We start from the raw sequence: 20,406 nt of genomic DNA, 5'->3' as shown, positions 1-20,406 counted from the left end.
CGCGTCAAGCGCGCGACGCCGCCCCGCAAGGATGCCCGACAAGCGCCGGATCAGCCCAGCTTCTTTTTCAGCAGCTCGTTGACCTGCTGCGGGTTGGCCTTGCCCTTGGTGGCCTTCATCGCCTGGCCGATCAGCGCGTTGAACGCCTTTTCCTTGCCGGCGCGGAATTCCTCGACCGACTTCGGGTTCGCGGCGAGCACCTCGTCGATGATCGCTTCGAGCGCGCCGGTGTCCGAAATCTGCTTGAGGCCCTTCGCTTCGATGATGCGGTCCACCGCGTCAACGTCCGCGGCCTTCTCGTCCCACATCGCCTGGAACACTTCCTTGGCGATCTTGTTCGAGATCGTGCCGTCGGCGATGCGCTGGATCAGCAGCGCGAACTGCGCGGCCGACACCGGCGAGGCGTCGATGTCGAGGCCTTCGCGGTTCAGCTGCGAGGACACTTCGCCCATCAGCCAGTTCGCGGCAGCCTTCGCCTGGCTCGCGCCGGTCTTTGCCACGACCGCTTCGAAGTACACCGCCATCGCCTTCGTCGACGTAAGCACGTTCGCATCGTACGGCGTCACGCCGTACTGCTCGACGAAGCGCGTCTGCATGGTCGCGGGCAGCTCGGGCATCTCGCCCTTCACGCGCGCGATCCACGCCGCGTCGATCACGAGCGGCATGAGGTCCGGGTCGGGGAAATAGCGGTAATCGTGCGCGTCTTCCTTGCTGCGCATCGAGCGCGTCTCGCGCTTGTCCGGGTCATACAGACGCGTTTCCTGCACGACGGTGCCGCCGTCTTCGATCAATTCGATCTGGCGGCGCACTTCGTACTGGATCGCTTCTTCGAGAAAGCGGAACGAGTTCAGGTTCTTGATCTCGGCGCGCGTGCCGAATTCCTTCTGGCCGACCGGGCGCACCGAAACGTTCGCGTCGCAGCGAAACGACCCTTCCTGCATGTTGCCGTCGCAAATGCCGAGCCAGACGACGAGCGTGTGCAGCGACTTCGCATACGCAACGGCTTCCGCGGCGCTGCGCATTTCAGGTTCCGTAACAATTTCGAGCAACGGCGTGCCGGCACGGTTCAGGTCGATGCCCGTCATACCCGCGAAGTCTTCGTGCAGCGATTTGCCGGCGTCTTCTTCGAGGTGCGCGCGCGTGAGATTGATGGTCTTCTCGTACGCGTCCTTGCCGGCCTTCTCGTTGGCCGGCACCTGGATCGTGATCTGGCCGCCCTGCACGACCGGAATCTCGTACTGGCTGATCTGATAGCCCTTCGGCAGATCCGGATAGAAGTAATTCTTGCGCGCGAAGATGCTGCGCGGCGCGACCGTGGCGTCGATCGCGAGACCGAAGCGGATCGCGCGCTCGACGGCGCCACGGTTCATCACCGGCAGCACGCCCGGCAGCGCGAGATCGACGGGGCAGGCCTGCGTGTTGGGCGCCGCGCCGAACTGGGTCGATGCGCCCGAGAAGATCTTCGACGCCGTCGACAACTGCGCGTGCGTCTCGAGACCGATAACGACTTCCCACTGTGTAGCCATGTTCACACCCCTGCCGGCGCCTTGCGATGCCACTCGGTCGCGCGCTGGAAAGCGTCGGCGACCTGCAGCATGCGGGCCTCGTTGAAATAGTTGCCGACGATCTGCAGACCGACGGGCCGCTGCGCGTTCGCGCCCGCGCCGAAGCCGCACGGCACGCTCATGCCGGGCAGGCCCGCGAGGCTCGTGGAGAGCGTGTAGATGTCCGCGAGATACATCTGCAGCGGATCGTCGCCCTTCGCGCCGATGTCCCACGCCACGCTCGGTGCGACCGGTCCCATGATGACGTCGCACTGCTTGAACGCTTCCTGGAAGTCCTGCGCAATGATGCGGCGGATCTTCTGCGCTTGCAGGTAGTAGGCGTCGTAGTAGCCGTGCGAGAGCACGTAGGTGCCCACGAGAATGCGGCGCTTCACCTCGGGGCCGAAGCCCTCGGCGCGCGACTTTTTGTACATGTCGAGCAGATCGGTGTACTCGGCGGCGCGATGGCCGTAGCGCACGCCGTCGAAGCGCGAGAGGTTCGACGAGGCTTCCGCCGGCGCGATCACGTAGTAGACGGGAATCGAGAGCTCGGTCTTCGGCAGCGTGACTTCCACCAGCGTGGCGCCGAGCGATTCGTAGACCTTCAAGGCGGCGTCGATGGCGGTGCGCACGTCGTCGGCGAGGCCCGCGCCGAAGTATTCCTTCGGCAGGCCGATGCGCAGGCCCGCGAGCGGCTTGTCGGCCGTTGCGTTCGCGCCCCACGTCTGACCAAGGTGGCGCGCGTAGTCTTCGTCGTCGCGCACGAGGCTCGTGGAGTCGCGCTCGTCGAAGCCCGCCATCGCGTTCAGGAGCAGCGCGCAGTCGGCGGCGCTTTGCGCCATCGGGCCGCCCTGGTCGAGCGACGAGGCGAACGCGATCATGCCGTAGCGCGAGACGCGGCCGTAGGTGGGCTTGATGCCGGTGATGCCCGAGAACGAGGCGGGCTGACGGATCGAGCCGCCCGTGTCGGTGCCGGTCGCGGCGGGCGCGAGGCGCGCGGCCACGGCGGCGGCCGAGCCGCCCGACGAGCCGCCCGGCACAGCCTGCTTGTCCCACGGGTTCTTCACGGCGCCGAAGTGCGAGTTCTCGTTGGACGAGCCCATCGCGAATTCGTCCATGTTGGTCTTGCCGACGCAGACCATGCCCGCGCGCGCCAGGCGCGCCACGACGGTCGCGTCGAACGGGCTGACATAGTTTGCGAGCATCTTCGAGCCGGCGGTCGAGCGCCAGCCGCGCGTGACGAACACGTCTTTGTGCGCGAGCGGGATGCCGGCGAGCGGGCCTGCGTTGCCGCTCGCGATGAGCGCGTCGGCGGCCTTGGCCTGCGCGAGCGTCAATTCGGGATTGACGTCGACGAAGGCGTTCAAATCTTGATGCGCCTCAATCCGACCCAAAAAATGCTGGGCCAGTTCGACGGCGGAGCAGGCCTTCGCGGCCAGCGCGGCGCGCAGTTCGGTCAAGCTTTTGTCATGCATTGCGTGATTCCTGGAAGAACGTAACGGCGCACCCTAAACATCGTGCGCCGCCGGGAGCGCCTCGCGCGCGAGTGCGGGCCGCGCCGCGCCGGATTCGGGTTTCCGCATTCCGGAAGTTAAGGTTATCTAACTCGAACTTCATCGAAAATGACGGGAAATGCGCGCGTGTTTACTCAATTACGCGCGGCACGAGGTAAAGTCCGTCCTGTACCGCGGGCGCGGGACGCTGGAAAGCGTCGCGGTCCACGGTTTCGGTTACCGCGTCCTCGCGCAGCCGCAGCGCGACGTCTTCGATCTGCTCGATCGGATGCGCGAGCGGCGCGATGCCCGTGGTGTCCACGGCCTGCATCTGCTCGACGAGCCCGAAGAAGTTATTCAGGCGCTCGAGCGTATTGCCGGCCTCGGCTTCGGCCAGTTCGAGGCGCGCGAGATGCGCGATGCGCTTCACATCGGTCAGGGTCAGGGCCATGCGGTCACCGGAAAAAAATTTGAGACTGAGGCAGCGCGGAAAATCGGTGCTGCAACAGCGGTTTATCGCACCAGATCCGAGGGTGGAGGAAAGCCTCGACGAAGTCAAAAACTGCCCGTCGGATCCTGCAAAACAGGCAAAATTATAAGGTATCATTACGCGTTCGACTCAAACCCGGACCGCCTTGCGCCCGCCTTTCACCCCTGATCGCAGCAATGTGCGCTCAGATGGCGCTCAGCGTGGCCGACTCCGGTAACCATTCCCGCAGTTTCAGGCTCCTCGCGGCGGCGCTTTCCGCCCGTCCTGAGGCTGTTATTTTTTCCGCTGCCGCCCCGTGACCCGCTCGTCCCAAGGTCGGCCACCAGCGAGACAGGATTTTTGAATGTTCGGTTTTCTTCGTAGCTATTTCTCCAACGATCTCGCGATCGACCTCGGCACCGCCAACACCCTGATCTACATGCGCGGCAAGGGCATCGTCCTCGACGAGCCCTCGGTCGTGTCCATCCGCCAGGAAGGCGGCCCGAACGGCAAGAAAACGATCCAGGCAGTCGGCAAGGAAGCCAAGCAGATGCTCGGCAAGGTGCCGGGCAACATCGAAGCCATCCGCCCGATGAAGGACGGCGTGATCGCCGACTTCACCGTCACGGAACAGATGATCAAGCAGTTCATCAAGACTGCACACGAATCGCGCATGTTCTCGCCGTCGCCGCGCATCATCATCTGCGTGCCGTGCGGCTCCACGCAAGTCGAGCGCCGCGCGATCAAGGAAGCCGCGCACGGCGCCGGCGCCTCGCAGGTCTATCTGATCGAAGAGCCCATGGCCGCCGCCATCGGCGCGGGCCTGCCGGTCTCGGAAGCTACCGGCTCGATGGTCGTCGACATCGGCGGCGGCACGACCGAAGTTGGCGTGATCTCGCTCGGCGGCATCGTGTACAAGGGCTCGGTGCGCGTGGGCGGCGACAAGTTCGACGAGGCCATCGTCAACTACATCCGCCGCAACTACGGCATGTTGATCGGCGAGCAAACCGCCGAAGCCATCAAGAAGGAAATCGGCTCGGCGTTCCCCGGCTCCGAAGTCAAGGAAATGGAAGTGAAGGGCCGCAACCTGTCGGAAGGCATTCCGCGCAGCTTCACCATTTCGAGCAACGAAATCCTCGAAGCGCTCACCGACCCGCTGAACCAGATCGTCTCGTCGGTGAAGATCGCGCTCGAGCAAACGCCGCCGGAACTGGGAGCCGACATCGCCGAGCGCGGCATGATGCTCACGGGCGGCGGTGCGCTCCTGCGCGACCTCGACCGCCTGCTCGCCGAAGAAACCGGCCTGCCGGTGCTGGTGGCCGAAGATCCGCTCACCTGCGTCGTGCGCGGCTCGGGCATGGCGCTCGAACGCATGGACAAGCTCGGCAGCATCTTCTCGTACGAGTAAGTGCACCGTGCCGCGCTGCGCGCAAGCGCAGCGCAATTGACGCACACTTGGCGGCAGCGGCAAGCCCGCCGCCGCACGGTCCGCAACGCGGCGCCCATCCCGGCGCCGCTGTTGCATTTCACGTTTCATCGTTAGTTTCACCGAACCGCATACGCGCCCGGCGCCGACCATGGAATACAGTCCGCCGCCTCTATTCAAGCAAGGCCCTTCGGCACTCGCACGGCTCATCTTCTTCGTCGTTCTGTCGCTCGCGCTGCTCGTCTCCGACGCCCGCTTCAAGACGCTCGAAGTCGTGCGCGGCGTGCTAGGCGCAGGTCTTTATCCGCTGCAACGCGCCGCTCTCGTGCCGCGCGATCTCTTCATGGGCGCAGCCGACCTCGCCGTCACGAGCGCCTCGTTGCGACAGGACAACGCAAAGCTGCACGCGCGCAACCTCCAGCTCTCGCAGCAAGCCAATGACGCCGCCTCGCTCGCGGCCGAAAACGCGCATCTGCGCTCGCTGCTGCAACTTTCGCAACGCATCGGCGCGCAGACCACGCCCGCCGAGATCCAGTACGACACGCGCGACCCGTTCACGCAGAAGGTCGTGATCGGCGGCGGCTCGCAACAAGGTGTGCAGAACGGCTCGCCCGTGTTGAGCGAAGACGGCGTCATCGGCCAGGTCACGCGCGTGTTCCCGATGCAGTCCGAAGTCACGCTCGTGACCGACAAGGACCAGGCCGTCCCGGTCGAGATCGTGCGCACCGGGCTGCGAAGCGTGATCTACGGCACTGCCAAGGGCGATTTGCTCGATCTGCGCTTCGTGCCGATCAGCGCCGACGTGCAAGTCGGCGACGAGCTCGTGACGAGCGGCCTCGACGGAATCTATCCGCAAGGGCTGCCGGTCGCGAAGGTGCTGCGCATCGACAAGCAGGCCGACACGGCGTTTGCCCGCGTGATCTGCGTGCCGCTCGCGGCGGTGCGCGGCGCACGCGAGGTGCTGGTGCTGCATTACGTGGCACAAGTGCCGCCGAATCCGGTCGAGGCGGCCGAGGCCGCTTCCGCCGCTGCGGCTGCCGACGCCAGGGACGCGAAGAAGAAAAAGTCCGCCAAAGGCAGTGGTGTGGATAAAAAGGCCGACGACAAATCGAAGTCCGCCCCGGCAAAGCCGGCCGCGAACGTGCCGGCCAATGCCGCAGCGAAGGCCCCGGCGGCCGCGCCCGCGAAGCCGCAGGGGGGCCATTGATGCCGCGTCCGCAATACATCCTGCAACCGGTCAACCCGTATTTCATCGCGTTCAGCCTCGCGGCCGCGTTTTTGCTGAACCTGCTGCCGTGGGGCAAGCTGCCGGGCATTCCGGATTTCGTCGCGCTCGTGCTGCTGTTCTGGAACATTCACCAGCCGCGCAAGGTGGGCATGGGCATCGCGTTCTGCCTCGGCCTCTTCATGGACGTGCACAACGCCAACCTGCTCGGCGAGCACGCGCTCGCCTACACGCTGCTCTCGTATGGCGCCATCACGATTCACCGCCGCGTGCTGTGGATGTCGCTTGGCGTGCAGATGTTCGCCGTCATGCCGATGCTCGTCGGCGCGCAAGTCGTGCCGTTCGTGGTTCGCCTCTTGATGGGTGCGCCGTTCCCCGGCTGGGGCTATCTGGTCAGCGGCTTCGTGGAGGCCGTGCTTTGGCCGATCACCAGCATCGTGCTGCTGCTGCCGCAGCGCCGCCCCGTCGACCCCGACGACACCCGGCCCATCTGAGCGGCCGCGCGCCGCTCACCGTTGAAAGACGCAACCGATGACCCACCCTTTCTACCGGCCCGCCGCAGCGCCTGAGCGAGGCGCGGGCCCCGGGGTTCTCCCCGCATGACCGAATTCAAGGACACCCAGCAGCAGCTCACGAAGTTCCGCCTGCGCGTCGCGGCGGCGGGACTGTTCGTGTTCGTCTGCTTCGGGCTGATCGCGTTCCGGTTCCTCTATCTGCAGGTCTGGAACCACAGCAAGTACTCGCTGCAGGCCGACGAGAACCGTATCTCGGTCGCGCCCATCGTGCCGAACCGCGGCATCATCACCGACCGCAACGGCGTGGTGCTCGCGAAAAACTACTCGGCGTACACGCTCGAAATCACGCCCTCGAAGCTCACCGACACGCTCGACGACACCATCGACCAGCTCTCGACGGTGATCCCGATCGATCAGCGCGACCGCCGCCGCTTCAAGAAGCTGCTCGAAGACTCGAAGAACTTCGAGAGCCTGCCGATCCGCACGCGCCTGACCGACGACGAAGTCGCGCGCTTCACCGCGCAGCGCTTTCGCTTCCCCGGCGTGGAGGTGCGCGCGCGCCTGTTCCGCCAATACCCGCTCGGCACCACCGCCGCGCACGTGATCGGCTATATCGGCCGCATTTCGCAGCGCGACCAGGATCGCATCGACGACGAGAGCGACAGGAACGAGAGCGATCCCGAGCATTACGATCCGCGTCTCGATGCGAACAACTACAAGGGCACCGACTACATCGGCAAGATCGGCGTCGAGCAGAGCTATGAAACCGAGCTGCACGGCCTGACCGGCTTCGAGGAAGTCGAAGTGACGGCGGGCGGGCGCCCCGTGCGCACGCTCAAGCGCACCCAGGCCACGCCCGGCAACAATCTCGTGCTCTCGCTCGACATCGGCCTGCAGCAGGTGGCCGAGCAGGCCTTCGCGGGCAAGCGCGGCGCGCTCGTGGCGATCGAGCCTTCCACGGGCGACATTCTCGCGTTCGTCTCGGCGCCGAGCTTCGACCCGAACTCCTTCGTGGACGGCATCGACCAGCAGACCTGGGACGCGCTGAACAACTCGCCCGATCACCCGCTCTTGAACCGGCCGCTGCACGGCACCTATCCGCCGGGCTCGACCTACAAGCCGTTCATGGCGCTCGCCGCGCTCACGCTGCACAAGCGCACGCCGGGCTGGGGCTTCTCCGACCCCGGCTACTACATGTTCGGCGGCCACCGCTTCAACAACGACGTGCGCTCCGGCCAGGGCTGGGTCGACATGAACAAGGCGATCATGGTGTCGAACGACACCTACTTCTTCATGCTCGCGCACGACCTGGGCGTGGACAACATTGCGAACTTCATGAAGCCGCTCGGCTTCGGCCAGCTCACCGGCATCGACATCGCGGGCGAGGCGCGCGGCATCCTGCCCTCCACCGAATGGAAGCGCAAGGCCTATCGCAAGCCCGAGCAGCAGAAGTGGTACGAGGGCGAGACGATCAGTCTCGGCATCGGCCAGGGCTACAACACGTTCACGATCCTGCAGCTCGCGCACGCTACGGCCACGCTCGCCGACAACGGCGTCCTCATGAAGCCGCACCTCGTGAAGGAGATCGAAAATCCGATCACGAAGGCGCAGCAACTCACCGTGCCGAGCGAAAGCGGGCGCCTGAACGTGAAGCAGTCCGATATCGACGTCGTGAAGCGCGGCATGGAAGGCGTGACGATGAATCCGTCGGGCACGGCGTACCAGGTGTTCCGCAACGCGCCCTACACCTCGGCGGGCAAGACCGGCACGGCGCAGGTGTTCTCGCTGCAGGGCGCGAAGTATCAGGCGCACGCGCTCGCCGAGCATCTGCGCGACCACGCCCTCTTCATCGCGTTTGCGCCCGCCGACAAGCCGCAGATCGCCGTCGCGCTGGTCGTCGAGAACGGCGGCTGGGGCGCGCAGGCAGCAGGCCCGATCGCGCGCCGCGTGCTCGACTACTGGCTCGTCGACCGCCTGAAGCCCGGCGTCGAGCAGGCCGCCGTGGCCGAGGCGGCCTCGGCCACGCAGGATGCGTCGGCGCCCACGATCGGCGGTGCGCCGCAGGTTGCCTCGGAAAGCGCCGCGACGCTGCCGGTCAAGGTGGCCGCAGGCTTCACCCCGCTGCCGATACCGGGCGCGGCTTCGGCGGCTGAAGCCGCATCGGCTGCCGCGGCGGCATCCGGGGCTTCGGCGGCTGCAGCAGCTTCGGCGGCATCGGCGGCTTCGGGCGCTCCCGCGGTATCAGCACCGGGCAAGCCGCTGGCCAGCGCCGCTGCGGCCAAACCCGCCAGCGCCAGCGCGCAAGTGCGTCAGGCGCCCACGCAACCGGTCACGCCCGAAGCGCCCAAGGGCACCGATGCCGTCAACGGCGGCACGTCGGCAAGCGCATCGGGCAGCGCAGCCACCGACGGCGATGCGCAGGCGCAGCGGCCCTCCGCGACCCCGCTGCCTCGCCATTTCGGCCCCGGTCCGCATCGCCCGCGCCGCCCCGCCAGCGCGCCCGAAGCGGCCACGCTCGCGCCGCCGCCCAAGCCCGCCACGGGCGGCATCGACGAGTGAGCAAGTACCTTGCATGGGACCGGAGTAAGCGCTTTGCATGGGACCGGAGTAAGCGCTGAAGCGCCAACTCCGGTCGACAGCTGAAGCGCTCACTCCGGATCAACAGGAGTCACAATGCCTTTCTTCCAGTTCGACAAGATCGACAAGCGCGCCGCCCTAGAGGCGCTGCGCAAGATGTTCAAGGGCTTCGATCGCCCGCTCGCGCTCGCGGTGTTCCTGCTGTTGTGCGTGGGCATCGTCACGCTCTACAGCGCGACCCTCGACATGCCGGGCCGCGTCGAAGACCAGTTGCGCAACATCTTGCTCACCTTCGTGCTGATGTGGGCGCTCGCCAACGTGCCGCCCACCACGCTGATGCGCTTCGCAGTGCCGGTCTACACGTTCGGCATCGCGATGCTGATAGCGGTCGCGCTGTTCGGCCTCACGCGCAAGGGCGCCAAGCGATGGATCAACGTGGGTGTCGTGATCCAGCCCTCCGAGATCCTCAAGATCGCCACGCCGCTCATGCTCGCGTGGTACTACCAGCGCCGCGAAGGCGTGATGCGCTGGTACGACTTCGTGGTCGGCTTCGTGATCCTGCTCGTGCCGGTGGGGCTGATCGCCAAGCAGCCGGACCTCGGCACCGCCGTGCTGGTGTTCGCCGCGGGCTTCTTCGTGATCTATTTCGCGGGGCTTTCGTTCAAGCTGATCGTGCCGGTGCTGATTGCCGGCGTCATCGCGGTGGGGTCGATTGCCGCGTTCCAGGACAGGATCTGCCAGCCGCAGGTGAACTGGCCGCTGATGCACGACTACCAGAAACACCGCATCTGCACACTGCTCGACCCCACCTCCGACCCGCTCGGCAAGGGCTTCCACACGATTCAGGCCGTGATCGCGATCGGCTCGGGCGGCCCGCTCGGCAAGGGCTGGCTCAAGGGCACGCAGTCGCATCTGGAGTTCATCCCCGAAAAGCACACCGACTTCATTTTCGCGGTGTTCTCGGAAGAGTTCGGCATGGCGGGCGGGATCGTGCTGCTCACGCTCTACATGTGCCTGATCGCGCGCGGACTCTATATCGCCGCCAACGGCGCGACGTTGTTCGGGCGATTATTGGCCGGCTCGCTCACGATGGCGTTCTTCACCTACGCGTTCGTGAACATCGGCATGGTGAGCGGCATCCTGCCCGTGGTGGGCGTGCCCCTGCCGTTCATGAGCTATGGCGGCACCGCGCTCACGACGCTCGGCGTCGCCATCGGGCTGATCATGAGCGTCGGGCGGCAAAAGCGGCTCATGCAGAGCTAGGGCCTGTTCACGCAAATAACAGGCCCCGGTCACGCCGACTTGCAGGCTCCCCGAAGGAACGCGCCGTCTTGCCACGGCGCGTTTTCTTTTTCCGGCGTTGCTGGAAGGGAATGGGCGTTCGAGTTCGGCGCGGCTATTGCGGCGCCGACTTCATCAATTGCGTGCTCAACTGCTGATACTTGAGCCGCGCAACCGGGTCGCCCTGCGCCGCCGCCGCTGCATAGTAGGCGCGCGCAACGTTCAGGTTCTTCGGCACGCCGTCGCCGCCGCGCTCGTAGAACGAGCCGGTCACGTACTGCGCCGTCATGTCGCCGCCTTCCGCGGCCTTCTTGTACCAGTAGAACGCCTGCTTGTTGTCGCGCGACGTGCCGCGCCCGTCGAGGTACTGGTTCGCGAGTGCGAGCTCGGCCTGCACGTGCCCCTGCTTCGCAGCCTTCAGGAACCACTGATGCGCCTCGACCGGATCGCGCCCGACGAAGTCGCCGTCGTCGTACATCTTGCCGTACACGTATTGAGCGTGGGACATGTTCGCGTCGGCGGCCTTGCGCAGCCACTTGCGGCCCTCGCTCACGTCGGCGGCGCCGCCTTCGCCGTTGACCAGCATCATTGCGTAGTTGAATTCCGCGAGCCGGTTGCCGCGCCCGGCGGCGGCCTGGAATCCGGCGCGCGCAGCGGCAAGATTGCCGGCGTTGTAGTCGGCTACGGCATTGGCCGTCTGCGGATCGGATTGCGCATCGGCAACGGGTGCAGACGTGGTGGCCGCCGCTGCGCTCGCCGCCCCAGCGGCGCCCGCAGCAGCCGCGAGGCCGCTCGCGCCAAGCGCCGCGCCAGCGACGCAAGCCGTCGCCGCCACGCGGGCAAGCTGCGCCAGCAATGCTTTCGGACACCTCATGACCTTGCCTCCTGCAGCGCCTGGCGCGTCGCGCGCATGAGCCAGATGACGTCGGCGGCCAGCGCGACGAAGTTAAAGCCCATTTCGCGATACTGCTTCGCCTGCGCGGCATCCATCGCAAAAATGCCTGCTGCCACACCCGCCGCGCGCGCGGCGGCAACGATGTGCGTCATCGCGGCGACGACGTCGGGGTGCTTCGAGTCGCCGAGATGGCCGAGGCTCGCGGCCAGATCGGCGGGCCCGACGAAGAGGCAATCGACGCCCGGCACCGCCGCGATTTTCTCGACCTCTGAGAGTGCCGCCGCCGATTCGATCTGCACGATCGACGCGATTTGCGCGTTCGCGCCCTGCAGATAATCGCGCCGCATGCCATAACCGGCCGCGCGCACGACGCCCGCGACGCCGCGCTGGCCGTCCGGCGTATTCGCATCGGGATATTGGGTGTAGCTCACCGCGCGGGCGGCTTCGTCGGCGGATGCCACGTTGGGAAACATCACCGTGCGCACGCCCGCGTCGAGCACGCGCTTGACGAGCCACGGCTCGTTGGCCGGCAGGCGCACGACGGGCTCGGTCGGCAGATGCGCCGCCGCGATGGCGCGCAGTTGCGCGATCACGTCGCCGCTGTCGTTGGGCGTGTGCTCCATGTCGATCAGCAGCCAGTCGAAACCAGCGTGCGCGAGCGCCTCGGCGGCGGTCTCGCTGCCCATCGAAAGCCACAGGCCATAGAGCGGCTCGGCTTCCTTGAGGCGTTCCTTGAGGGGATTGGTGAAGGTGCTCATCGCCGTGCTCCCGGCGAGGCTGCGGGACGCGCGCGTCCCGCGCGGGCCTGGCGGCCCGGCAGCGCCGCAGCCGGCATGTCTCGCTCCGTTGTGTTATTGGGCCGCGCGTCGGATGCGCGGCCTTGCCGGAGCGATCATACCGCGACAAAAGTTCGCGGGCCGGGTGGAAAACCCGGGCTTGCGGGGCTCGATCGAACCTTAGCGCCTGTTCCCGCTAATAACAGGCCCTAGCTGCGCGTGACTTCCGCCCAGCAGTTCGGCGTCTCGTACAGACGCACTTTGGAGAGCTGCAGATTCACGCCGTAATGCGCGTCGTAGACGTTCGCCAGAATCTCGAACGCGATGGCCGCGAGGTTCTCCACGGTCGGGATGCGATCGATCACGACCGTCTTATGGCCCGGCAGCGTTTCGAGGAAACCGCGCACCTGCGTGTCGCCTTCGAAGACGATGAACGCGTGATCCCACAGATCGACGAGATGTTGATTCGCGAGCGCCTTCACGTCGGCGAAGTCCATCACCATGCCACGGTCGGGCGCGCCTTCCGTCTCGACAGTGTCGCCTTGCAGCGTGACTTCCAGCACGTAGCGATGCCCGTGCAGGTTGCGGCACTGGCTGCGGTGGTCGGGAATGCGGTGGCCCGCGTCGAATTCGAGTTTTCGGGTGATCGTCAGCACGGCGCTATTCTGAAAAATTCAGGGGCAAAGAATCAGGGGATGTTCAGGTACTTGTGAGTCTGCATCGAAAGGCGCCATTGCGGATGGCGCTTGCACCAGTCGATGGCGAGTTTCGTGTTCAGGTCGCGCGACGGGCCGTCCATCGGCTGGACGAGGAAGTACTCGAAATCGAGCTTCGCGTAGTCGGCGAGGCGCTGGTTGTCCTGCGGGACCACGACCTTCAGCTCGTTGCCCCTGGTGACGACGAGCGGCGCGTCGGCCTTCGGGCTCACGCAGATCCAATCGATGGTATCGAGCACCGGCAGCGAGCCGTTCGTCTCGATGGCGATCTCGAAGCCGGCGGCGTGCAGCGCATCGACGAACGGCTGATCGATCTGCAGCATCGGCTCGCCGCCCGTGCAGACGACGAAGCGGTTGCCTTCGCCTTCAGGCCAAAGCGACGCGATCATCGCAACGAGCTCCTCCGGCGTGCGGTACTTGCCGCCGTTCTCGCCGTCGGTGCCCACGAAATCGGTGTCGCAAAAACGGCAGACCGCCGCTTCGCGGTCTTCCTCGCGGCCCGACCACAGATTGCAGCCGGCAAACCGGCAGAACACGGCCGGACGCCCGGCGTTCGCGCCCTCGCCCTGCAACGTATAGAAAATTTCCTTTACTGCGTAAGTCATACTGCTGCCTGAATGTGATCCTTGAACTCGAATCCCGAGCTTGATCCCTGAGTATCGCCCCGGAGGCTCTGAGCCGGTTATACCGGGCGCTGGAACTTCATCTGCACGATCCGTGCGGGGCGCGCCGCCCGTGCGCCGCCCCAATCCTGCCAGCATGCAAACCATGCTGGCCTTGCGCCCGTCATCGGTTCAGACCGGCGCTTGCGTCACCTTTTCGCCCGCGAGGTACGCTTCGTAGCCGCGCTTGCGCAGCTTGCACGCCGGGCACTCACCGCAGCCGAAGCCCCACTCGTGGAGCTCGGCGCGCTCGCCCACGTAGCACGTATGCGTTTCCACACGCACCAGCTCGACGAGCGCTTCGCCGCCAAGCGTGTGCGCGAGGCGCCATGTGTCGGCCTTGTCGAGCCACATGAGCGGCGTTTCCAGCACGAAGCGGCTGTCCATGCCCAGATTGAGCGTGACTTGCAGCGCCTTCATGGTGTCGTCGCGGCAATCGGGGTAGCCCGAGAAGTCGGTTTCGCACATGCCGCCGACGAGCACCTTGAGCCCGCGCCGGTAAGCAATCGCCGCCGCGATATTCATGAACATCAGGTTGCGGCCCGGCACGAAGGTGTTCGGCAAGCCGCTTGCCGCCGTTTCGATCTCGATTTCGCGCGTCATGGCCGTGTCGCTGATCGAGCCTAGCACCGCGAGATCGATCATGTGGTCGTCGCCGAGACGCTCGCCCCACGCGGGGAAGGTCTGCGCGATGGCCGCGCGGAAGCCTTCACGGCATTCCAGTTCGACGCGATGACGCTGGCCATAATCGAAGCCGAGCGTCTCGACGGTATCGTAACGGTCGAGCGCCCAGGCAAGGCACGTAGCCGAGTCCTGGCCGCCGGAAAACAGCACGAGCGCGCCGTTCCTGGGTTCTGTTCGAGTCACCGTGAAACTCCGTGTTGAGAGGTTCCGCGCGGTCGCAAGCCCTGGAAACCCGCCGCACGGACCGGCCTGATCTGACATCCGCCGGCCAATGCAGTATAGGGCGCAGCTTTTTTGTGGATATCGGCGTCACTTTATACCGTTGATATCCCGGCCGCGTGGTCGCGCCTGGCGTTCACCGGCATCGTCACTGACAACAAGCCCGAGCAGGAAGCAAACACACCACGAAAGCAACCAGACAACGAAAAAGCCCCAGGAATCTTACGATCTCCTGGGGCTGCATTCTGGTGGCCTGGGGCGGAATCGAACCACCGACACGCGGATTTTCAATCCGCTGCTCTACCAACTGAGCTACCGGGCCAACGAAGAAAGAAGAGTATAGCGGGTCTGACGGAGCCGCGCAAGTGCCTTCGCAAAAAAGTTAATTCACTCGCCCTTGCTTTTGCCGAGGTCCACGCCGAGCTGCTTGAGCTTGCGGTACAGGTGCGTGCGCTCGAGGCCGGTCTTCTCGGCTACGCGCGTCATGCTGCCGTTCTCGCGTGCGAGGTGGTACTCGAAGTAGGCACGCTCGAACGCGTCGCGCGCGTCGCGCAGCGGGATGTCGAACGAGATCGACGCCACGCCCACGGCGGTTGCCCCGCCCTGCGCGCCGTCGGCGCCCAGCACCGGCAGTGCCGCCGCCGACGCCACCACGGCCGGGCCGCCCGCCGACGGCTTCGCGCCACCAGGCGCGCTCGCCGGCACCGGCGCGGCGGTGCCGCGCGCGAGTCCCTGCTCGACCGCCTTCAGGAGCTTTTGCAGCGCGATCGGTTTTTCGAGGAAATTGAGCGCGCCGATCTTGGTCGCCTCGACGGCCGTGTCGATGGTCGCATGCCCCGACATCATGATGACGGGCATCGTCAGTTCGCCCTGCGCGGCCCATTCCTTGAGCAGCGTGACGCCATCGGTGTCCGGCATCCAGATATCGAGCAGCACCAGGTCCGGCACCTGACGCTGACGGAACGCGCGCGCCTCCTGCGCGTCCTCCGCGAGCTCCACGACATGTCCTTCGTCGCTGAGGATCTCCGAGAGCAATTCCCGGATGCCCATTTCGTCGTCTACCACCAGGATGGTTGCCATTTACGCTGCCCTTGTCTGCACTGTTGCTTTTGATCCTTGCTCCGTTGCCGCGCGCCCCGCTGAGCCATGACCGCGCGTGGCAGCGGTGGCGCTCGGGCTGGTGTCGTCCGCCAGCTGGAGAAAGAGAATCGAGATCTGCGCGCCTTCGATCACATCGCCCGCTTTCATGCGATTGCGAATGTCGATGCGCGCGCCGTGCTCGTCGATGATCTTCTTGACCATCGCAAGCCCGAGTCCTGTTCCTTTGGCCTTGGTCGTCACGTAGGGTTCGAACGCGCGTGTGAGAATGCGCGCCGGGAAACCGGAGCCGTTGTCCGACACCGTGAGACGCACCGCCACGCGCGTGTGACCGTCCGCGTCCGGATCGCCGTATTCTACGGCCCGCGTCTCCAGCGTCACGCGTGGCGTCTCGATGTCGGCCACCGCGTCCTGCGCATTCTGCAAGAGGTTGTGAATGACCTGGCGCAGTTGCGTCGCATCGCCCCGGATGACCGGCAGCGCCGAAAGCTCGACCTTGATCGCGCTCTTGCCTTCCTCCGCGCCGTAGAGCATGAGCACCTCGCTCACGAGGTCGTTCAGCTGCAAGCTCGCGAGCACCGCCGGCGGCGTGCGCGCGTAGTCGCGGAAGTTGTCGACCATCTGCTTCATCGCCGCGACCTGATTGACGATCGTGGTCGCGCCGCGCTTGAGCACCTCGGCATCCGAGGGCGCGAGCTTGTCGGAGAGCTTCATCTGCAGGCGCTCCGCGGAAAGCTGAATCGGCGTGAGCGGATTCTTGATCTCGTGCGCGAGGCGCCGCGCGACTTCGCCCCACGCGACCGAGCGCTGCGCCGAGATCACGTCGGAGATGTCGTCGAACACGACCACGTAGCCCGAGGTCTGCATGTCGCCAGCGTCGCGGCCCGTGTCGGAGACAAGTCGCGCGCCGCGCACGAGCAGCGTGAGCGGGTCGGCCTCGCCGGCCATCGGCACCGAGAACTGCTGCTGCCAGTGGCCATGGTGCACGTCGCCGTTGTCGCGATCCGTGCGCGATGCCTCCTGGTCGGCGAACGCCTTGCGCACCATCGCCGCGAAATCGCCAAGCGCCGCCACGTGATCGATGGGCAGGCCGAGCTGTGTCTGGAACGGGTGGCGGAAGATGCGCTCAGCGCCTGGGTTGGCCGTCGTCAGCCGGAACTGGCGATCGAACACGAACACGCCCGCCGTGAGGTTCGCGAGAATGCTCTCGAGATACGCCTTTGAATGCTCGAGCGCGACGCGGTTCTTCTCCACGGCCAGGCGCGCTTCGGAGAGCTGGCGCGTCATCGCGTTGAACGACTGGGTGAGAAAGCCCAGCTCGTCGCGCGACTTGATCTCCCGCTTGGGCGTGTAGTCGCCCTCGGTCACTTCCTTCGTGCCCTGCGCGAGCAGGAACAGCGGTCTTGCCAACTGGTTGCCGAGCGCGAGCGCCAGCATCATCGCAACGAAGGTCGCGAGAAAGAGCGCGAGCGTGAGCGTGCCGATGTACATCTTGCGCAAGCCCGTGCGGCCCAGCGCTTTCTCCTGGTACTCGCGGTAGGCGCGCTGCACGGCGTCGGCGTTGCGCGCGAGCGCGGCAGGCACCGGCTGCTCCAGTTGCAGGAAGCGTTCGACGGGCTGCAGGTCGGTGGTGTTCGCATCGGGAATGCGCGTGACGACACGCAAGCGCAGCGCCCCCTTCGGGCCATGCAGATGCGGGTCGCCGTCCACTTCGCCTTCGATCGCCGCGTAGCCGCGCCCGCGCGCCTGATCGATCATGAGCGGCGTGGGCAGATCAGCCGGCATCAGCGAGGAGAAGTTGCTCGACGCCTGCGCGACCACGTGCATGTCCGGTGCCGCGCCCGACATGCTGCGCACCGGCTCGACGATGGTGGCGTCCTGCACGCCGAACTGGTCGCGCGCGCGCAAGAGCGTGAGTGTGGTGCCTGCGGCCTCGCCGTTCGCAATTTGCTCGGCCATCAGACGGGCCTTGGTTTGGAGGTCGGAGAGCGAGGCGTCGAGCATGCCGCGCCCGAGATTCAGGCCCGCCGTGAGCGCGGTTTCCACGTTCACGTCGAACCACGACTCGATCGAGCGCGAGACGAACTGATACGAGACGATGTAGATAATGCCGCCCGGCACCACGCCCACGAGCGCGAAGAAGAATGCGAGCTTGGCCAGCAAGCGCGTGCCGAACTTGCCGCGCCGCAAGCGCACGACGATCACGATCACGAGCGCCGTCACGACCGAGAGGAAGATCAGCGCGACGACGATGTTGGCCGCATAGAGCCAGCCGTAGTAGCGATCGAAGAACTCGGTGTTCGCGCTCGCGGCGGCGAGCAGCACGAGCAGCAGCGTCGCGGTGAACGCGACGGTGGAAACGAGCAGCCTGACGACGATGCTGCTGACGCTGGTGGCGCGGCGCACTTTATTTAGCACGTTCGGTCACCGTGAAGTTAAAGCGCTTCCAGTCGGAAGCGAGGTTCCAGTCGCGGTTGTTGACCGCATCGATCTGGAAGGGCTTGGGCATGAGCGCGACGTCGAGCTGCATGCGCACGGACGCCGTATAGGTCTCGCCCGGATGCACCTGCTTGCTGTCGATCACGTGCCACGACGTGACGTGCTTGATGACGGCGAGCGCATCCGAGAGCGTCGAGAAGCCGAGCTGCAGCCCGCCGCTCGACACGCGGTACTCGCGCGTGAGCGGCTGGAATGACAGGCGGATGCTTTGCGAAACGCTCACGGGCTGCTCGTCGAACCAGTACCAGCGCGGGCGCGTGAGCTCGAAGTCGGTGGTGAAGTAGAGCGGAATGCCCTTGTTGACCGCGTCTTCCAGGCTGCTGTTCAGATCGAAGTCGAAGCGGGCATCGAGGCTCCATCCTGAGCCGTCGGCCTGCAGCGAGGCCCGCTGCACCGAGATCGAATCCGCGCGCGCCGGCGTGACGGCCATCAAGCCGAAAGCCAGTGCGATCCAGATCAGGACCGCGAAGCGTAGCGGGAAGAAGCGTTTAATGGTCACCGTTTCTGAAAGCGCGCGTAGAAGAAGCCGTCGTGATCTGCGGTGCGATCGGGAACGGGGTGGGCATCGTGCTGCACTTCGGCATGCGGCCGCGCCACGCTGGCTACGCCATCGTCAGGCCCCCCGGCCGGCGCGCCGTCGGCCGCGGGCAACAGTTGCCCCGGCGCGTCCAATCGTACCGCATCCGCGTGGGTAGTTTCAAACCAGCTCGCCTGCGCCTCGCCTTCTTCGGGGAAGATCGAGCACGTCACGTAAAGCAGCTCGCCACCCGGCTTGACGAGCGCCCACAGCGCATCGACGATGCGGCGCTGCTCCTGCACCAAGGCCTCGATATCGGTTTGACGGCGCAGCCAGCGAATGTCGGGATGACGGCGCACGATGCCCGAGGCCGAGCACGGCACGTCCGCAAGAATGCGGTCGAACGGCTCGCCGTCGAACCAGCTCGCGGGCGCGCCCGCGTCGCCGATCACGACGCGCGCATGCCGCGCGGGATGCTGCGCATCGTCATCCTCGTCATCCGGTCGAGCGGCCGAAAAGCCAAGGCGCTCGAAGTTCTCGCCGATGCGCGTCGCGCGCGTCGCGTCACTTTCCAGCGCAATCAGGTCGATGTCGGCGAGCTCGAGCAGATGGCCGCTCTTGCCGCCGGGTGCGGCGCACGCGTCGAGCACGCGCATGCCGTCGCGCACGCCCACGATTTGCGCCGCGATTTGCGCGCCCGCGTCCTGCACCGAGACGTCGCCGGCCATGAAGCCCGGAATGCGATCGACGGGCAGCGGCGCGGCAAGTCGCACGGCGTGCTCGCCGATCTGCGTCGCGGCGATGTTGTCCTCGCCAAGGCGCTGCAGATAGTCGGCGACGCTCGCGCGGCGCGCGTTCACGCGCAGCGTGAGCGGCCCCTGGGTGTTGCCCGCTTCGAGAATCGCCTGCCAACGATCGGGCCACGCGCGGCGAACCGCGTCGATCCACCATTGCGGATAGTTCCAGCGCGCGACTTCGTTGGCCTGCGCAGCGGCAAGGGCACTCTCGCGCTCGCGCAGGAAGCCGCGCAGCACCGCGTTCACGAGGCCCTTTGCGAAGGCCACGTCGCGGCGCGCACCGATCGCGCGCACCGCCTGGTCGACAACGGTAAACGGCGTGTAGGCGGCGTGCGCCTCGTCGTCGACGAGCAACGCCAGCGCGCACGCGAGCAGATTCGTCACGGGCGGCGGCGGGGCCTTGCTCACGCGCTGCTTGATCAGCCAGTCCACGGTGCCGAGGCGCCGCATCGTGCGATACGCGATGTCTTGCACGGCGCCGCGCGCCATCGCTGCGATATCGTGCGGGAGCGCGGAGAAAGCACTCATGAGCGCCGCCGGGAGCGCCGCGCCCGTGCGCACCGCGCCCACGGCGTGCGCCGCCTGGTCGAGCGCGAAGCCGAGCGAGTCTGGGGCCAGATTCACGACCTGGCGTTGCGCGGCCTGATGCTGCCCGGTCTGACGCGGCTCAGCCTCACGCGGCCCGGCCTGACGCGGCCCGGCCGTCCCAGTCCGGCGCGCTGGCGATGCGGGGCGCCCGGCACGTTTGGTGCGGGGTTGGCCGGAAGACGATGCGCCGGACGGGCGGCGGGAGGAACTCGATGTCATGGAAAAACCGGAAGCGGGCCGCGGCAAGGCGCGGCGTATCGTACAAACGCGCGTGCAATGACGCGTGCAAAAGCAAACCACAAGCGAGCCATTGTAGCGTGGCGTGGGCGCAACGCCGCTCGCCCAGCGCAATCGGCGCGCGCTGATTGCGCCCGCATCTCACCTGCATCGCGCCAATAAAAAAGGGCAAACCCGCAGGTCTGCCC

Annotated in this window: 17 protein-coding genes and 1 tRNA gene; 5 read left to right on the top strand and 13 right to left on the bottom strand. The window is 66.2% G+C overall.

Annotated elements, in window-relative coordinates:
• Positions 1-50 precede the first annotated feature (50 nt).
• From gatB to gatC, 3 genes are all read right to left on the bottom strand, one after another.
• The gene (gene gatB, locus EYW47_RS11300) at positions 51-1,526 is read right to left on the bottom strand and encodes an Asp-tRNA(Asn)/Glu-tRNA(Gln) amidotransferase subunit GatB (protein ID WP_133194932.1); all 1,476 of its coding nucleotides are present in this window, start codon (positions 1,524-1,526) and stop codon (positions 51-53) included.
• Between the two features lie 2 nt (positions 1,527-1,528).
• A complete protein-coding gene (gene gatA / locus EYW47_RS11295; protein WP_133194931.1) occupies positions 1,529-3,019 on the bottom strand; it encodes an Asp-tRNA(Asn)/Glu-tRNA(Gln) amidotransferase subunit GatA in 1,491 nt (496 codons plus the stop codon).
• Positions 3,020-3,188: 169 nt separating this feature from the next.
• The gene (gene gatC, locus EYW47_RS11290) at positions 3,189-3,488 is read right to left on the bottom strand and encodes an Asp-tRNA(Asn)/Glu-tRNA(Gln) amidotransferase subunit GatC (protein WP_028217261.1); all 300 of its coding nucleotides are present in this window, start codon (positions 3,486-3,488) and stop codon (positions 3,189-3,191) included.
• A gap of 382 nt (positions 3,489-3,870) precedes the next feature.
• Between gatC and EYW47_RS11285 the strand changes: the two genes are divergently transcribed.
• From EYW47_RS11285 to rodA, 5 genes are all read left to right on the top strand, one after another.
• On the top strand, positions 3,871-4,914 hold the full coding sequence (locus EYW47_RS11285; protein ID WP_004189550.1) for a rod shape-determining protein: 1,044 nt from the start codon (positions 3,871-3,873) through the stop codon (positions 4,912-4,914).
• A 169-nt stretch (positions 4,915-5,083) separates the two neighbouring features.
• Positions 5,084-6,139: a rod shape-determining protein MreC gene (mreC, locus tag EYW47_RS11280; protein ID WP_133194930.1), complete on the top strand. Its 1,056-nt coding sequence runs from the start codon at positions 5,084-5,086 to the stop codon at positions 6,137-6,139.
• Positions 6,139-6,651, top strand: coding sequence for a rod shape-determining protein MreD (gene mreD / locus EYW47_RS11275; RefSeq protein WP_133194929.1), 513 nt, complete (start codon positions 6,139-6,141; stop codon positions 6,649-6,651). Before mreC ends, mreD begins: the two co-directional genes overlap by 1 nt.
• 105 nt (positions 6,652-6,756) lie before the next feature.
• Complete coding sequence (gene mrdA, locus EYW47_RS11270; protein ID WP_133194928.1) at positions 6,757-9,231, top strand: penicillin-binding protein 2; 2,475 nt, start codon at positions 6,757-6,759, stop codon at positions 9,229-9,231.
• 114 nt (positions 9,232-9,345) lie between these two features.
• On the top strand, positions 9,346-10,512 hold the full coding sequence (gene rodA, locus EYW47_RS11265) for a rod shape-determining protein RodA (protein WP_133194927.1): 1,167 nt from the start codon (positions 9,346-9,348) through the stop codon (positions 10,510-10,512).
• A gap of 133 nt (positions 10,513-10,645) precedes the next feature.
• Here the strand turns inward: rodA and EYW47_RS11260 are convergent, their stop codons facing one another.
• The 10 genes from EYW47_RS11260 to rsmB all read right to left on the bottom strand — a co-directional run bounded on the left by EYW47_RS11260 (position 10,646) and on the right by rsmB (position 20,200).
• Positions 10,646-11,404 (bottom strand): tetratricopeptide repeat protein, encoded by a 759-nt coding sequence (locus EYW47_RS11260; protein WP_133194926.1) that lies wholly within the window; start codon positions 11,402-11,404, stop codon positions 10,646-10,648.
• Entirely contained in the window at positions 11,401-12,183 is a 783-nt protein-coding gene (locus EYW47_RS11255) for an HpcH/HpaI aldolase family protein (RefSeq protein WP_133194925.1), read from the bottom strand. Before EYW47_RS11255 ends, EYW47_RS11260 begins: the two co-directional genes overlap by 4 nt.
• Positions 12,184-12,410: 227 nt before the next feature.
• Positions 12,411-12,854: a 6-carboxytetrahydropterin synthase QueD gene (gene queD, locus EYW47_RS11250; protein WP_133195115.1), complete on the bottom strand. Its 444-nt coding sequence runs from the start codon at positions 12,852-12,854 to the stop codon at positions 12,411-12,413.
• A gap of 35 nt (positions 12,855-12,889) precedes the next feature.
• Complete coding sequence (gene queE / locus EYW47_RS11245) at positions 12,890-13,522, bottom strand: 7-carboxy-7-deazaguanine synthase (protein WP_133194924.1); 633 nt, start codon at positions 13,520-13,522, stop codon at positions 12,890-12,892.
• 189 nt (positions 13,523-13,711) lie between these two features.
• Positions 13,712-14,413, bottom strand: coding sequence for a 7-cyano-7-deazaguanine synthase QueC (queC, locus tag EYW47_RS11240; RefSeq protein WP_377785268.1), 702 nt, complete (start codon positions 14,411-14,413; stop codon positions 13,712-13,714).
• 315 nt (positions 14,414-14,728) lie between these two features.
• Positions 14,729-14,804 (bottom strand) — tRNA-Phe (locus EYW47_RS11235).
• A 65-nt stretch (positions 14,805-14,869) separates the two neighbouring features.
• Positions 14,870-15,562 (bottom strand): response regulator transcription factor EsaR, encoded by a 693-nt coding sequence (gene esaR, locus EYW47_RS11230; RefSeq protein ID WP_133194922.1) that lies wholly within the window; start codon positions 15,560-15,562, stop codon positions 14,870-14,872.
• The gene (locus tag EYW47_RS11225; protein WP_133194921.1) at positions 15,563-17,998 is read right to left on the bottom strand and encodes a sensor histidine kinase; all 2,436 of its coding nucleotides are present in this window, start codon (positions 17,996-17,998) and stop codon (positions 15,563-15,565) included.
• Positions 17,988-18,578 (bottom strand): DUF4390 domain-containing protein, encoded by a 591-nt coding sequence (locus tag EYW47_RS11220; RefSeq protein ID WP_133194920.1) that lies wholly within the window; start codon positions 18,576-18,578, stop codon positions 17,988-17,990. Before EYW47_RS11220 ends, EYW47_RS11225 begins: the two co-directional genes overlap by 11 nt.
• Positions 18,575-20,200, bottom strand: a complete 1,626-nt coding sequence (gene rsmB, locus EYW47_RS11215) for a 16S rRNA (cytosine(967)-C(5))-methyltransferase RsmB (RefSeq protein ID WP_133194919.1) — start codon at positions 20,198-20,200, stop codon at positions 18,575-18,577. The genes EYW47_RS11220 and rsmB overlap by 4 nt, the downstream gene beginning before the upstream one ends.
• Positions 20,201-20,406: the final 206 nt, after the last annotated feature.

The sequence above is a fragment of the Paraburkholderia silviterrae genome (assembly GCF_004353915.1).
Taxonomy (GTDB): Bacteria; Pseudomonadota; Gammaproteobacteria; order Burkholderiales; family Burkholderiaceae; genus Paraburkholderia; species Paraburkholderia silviterrae.
This window is presented reverse-complemented; position numbering and strand designations above follow the sequence as displayed.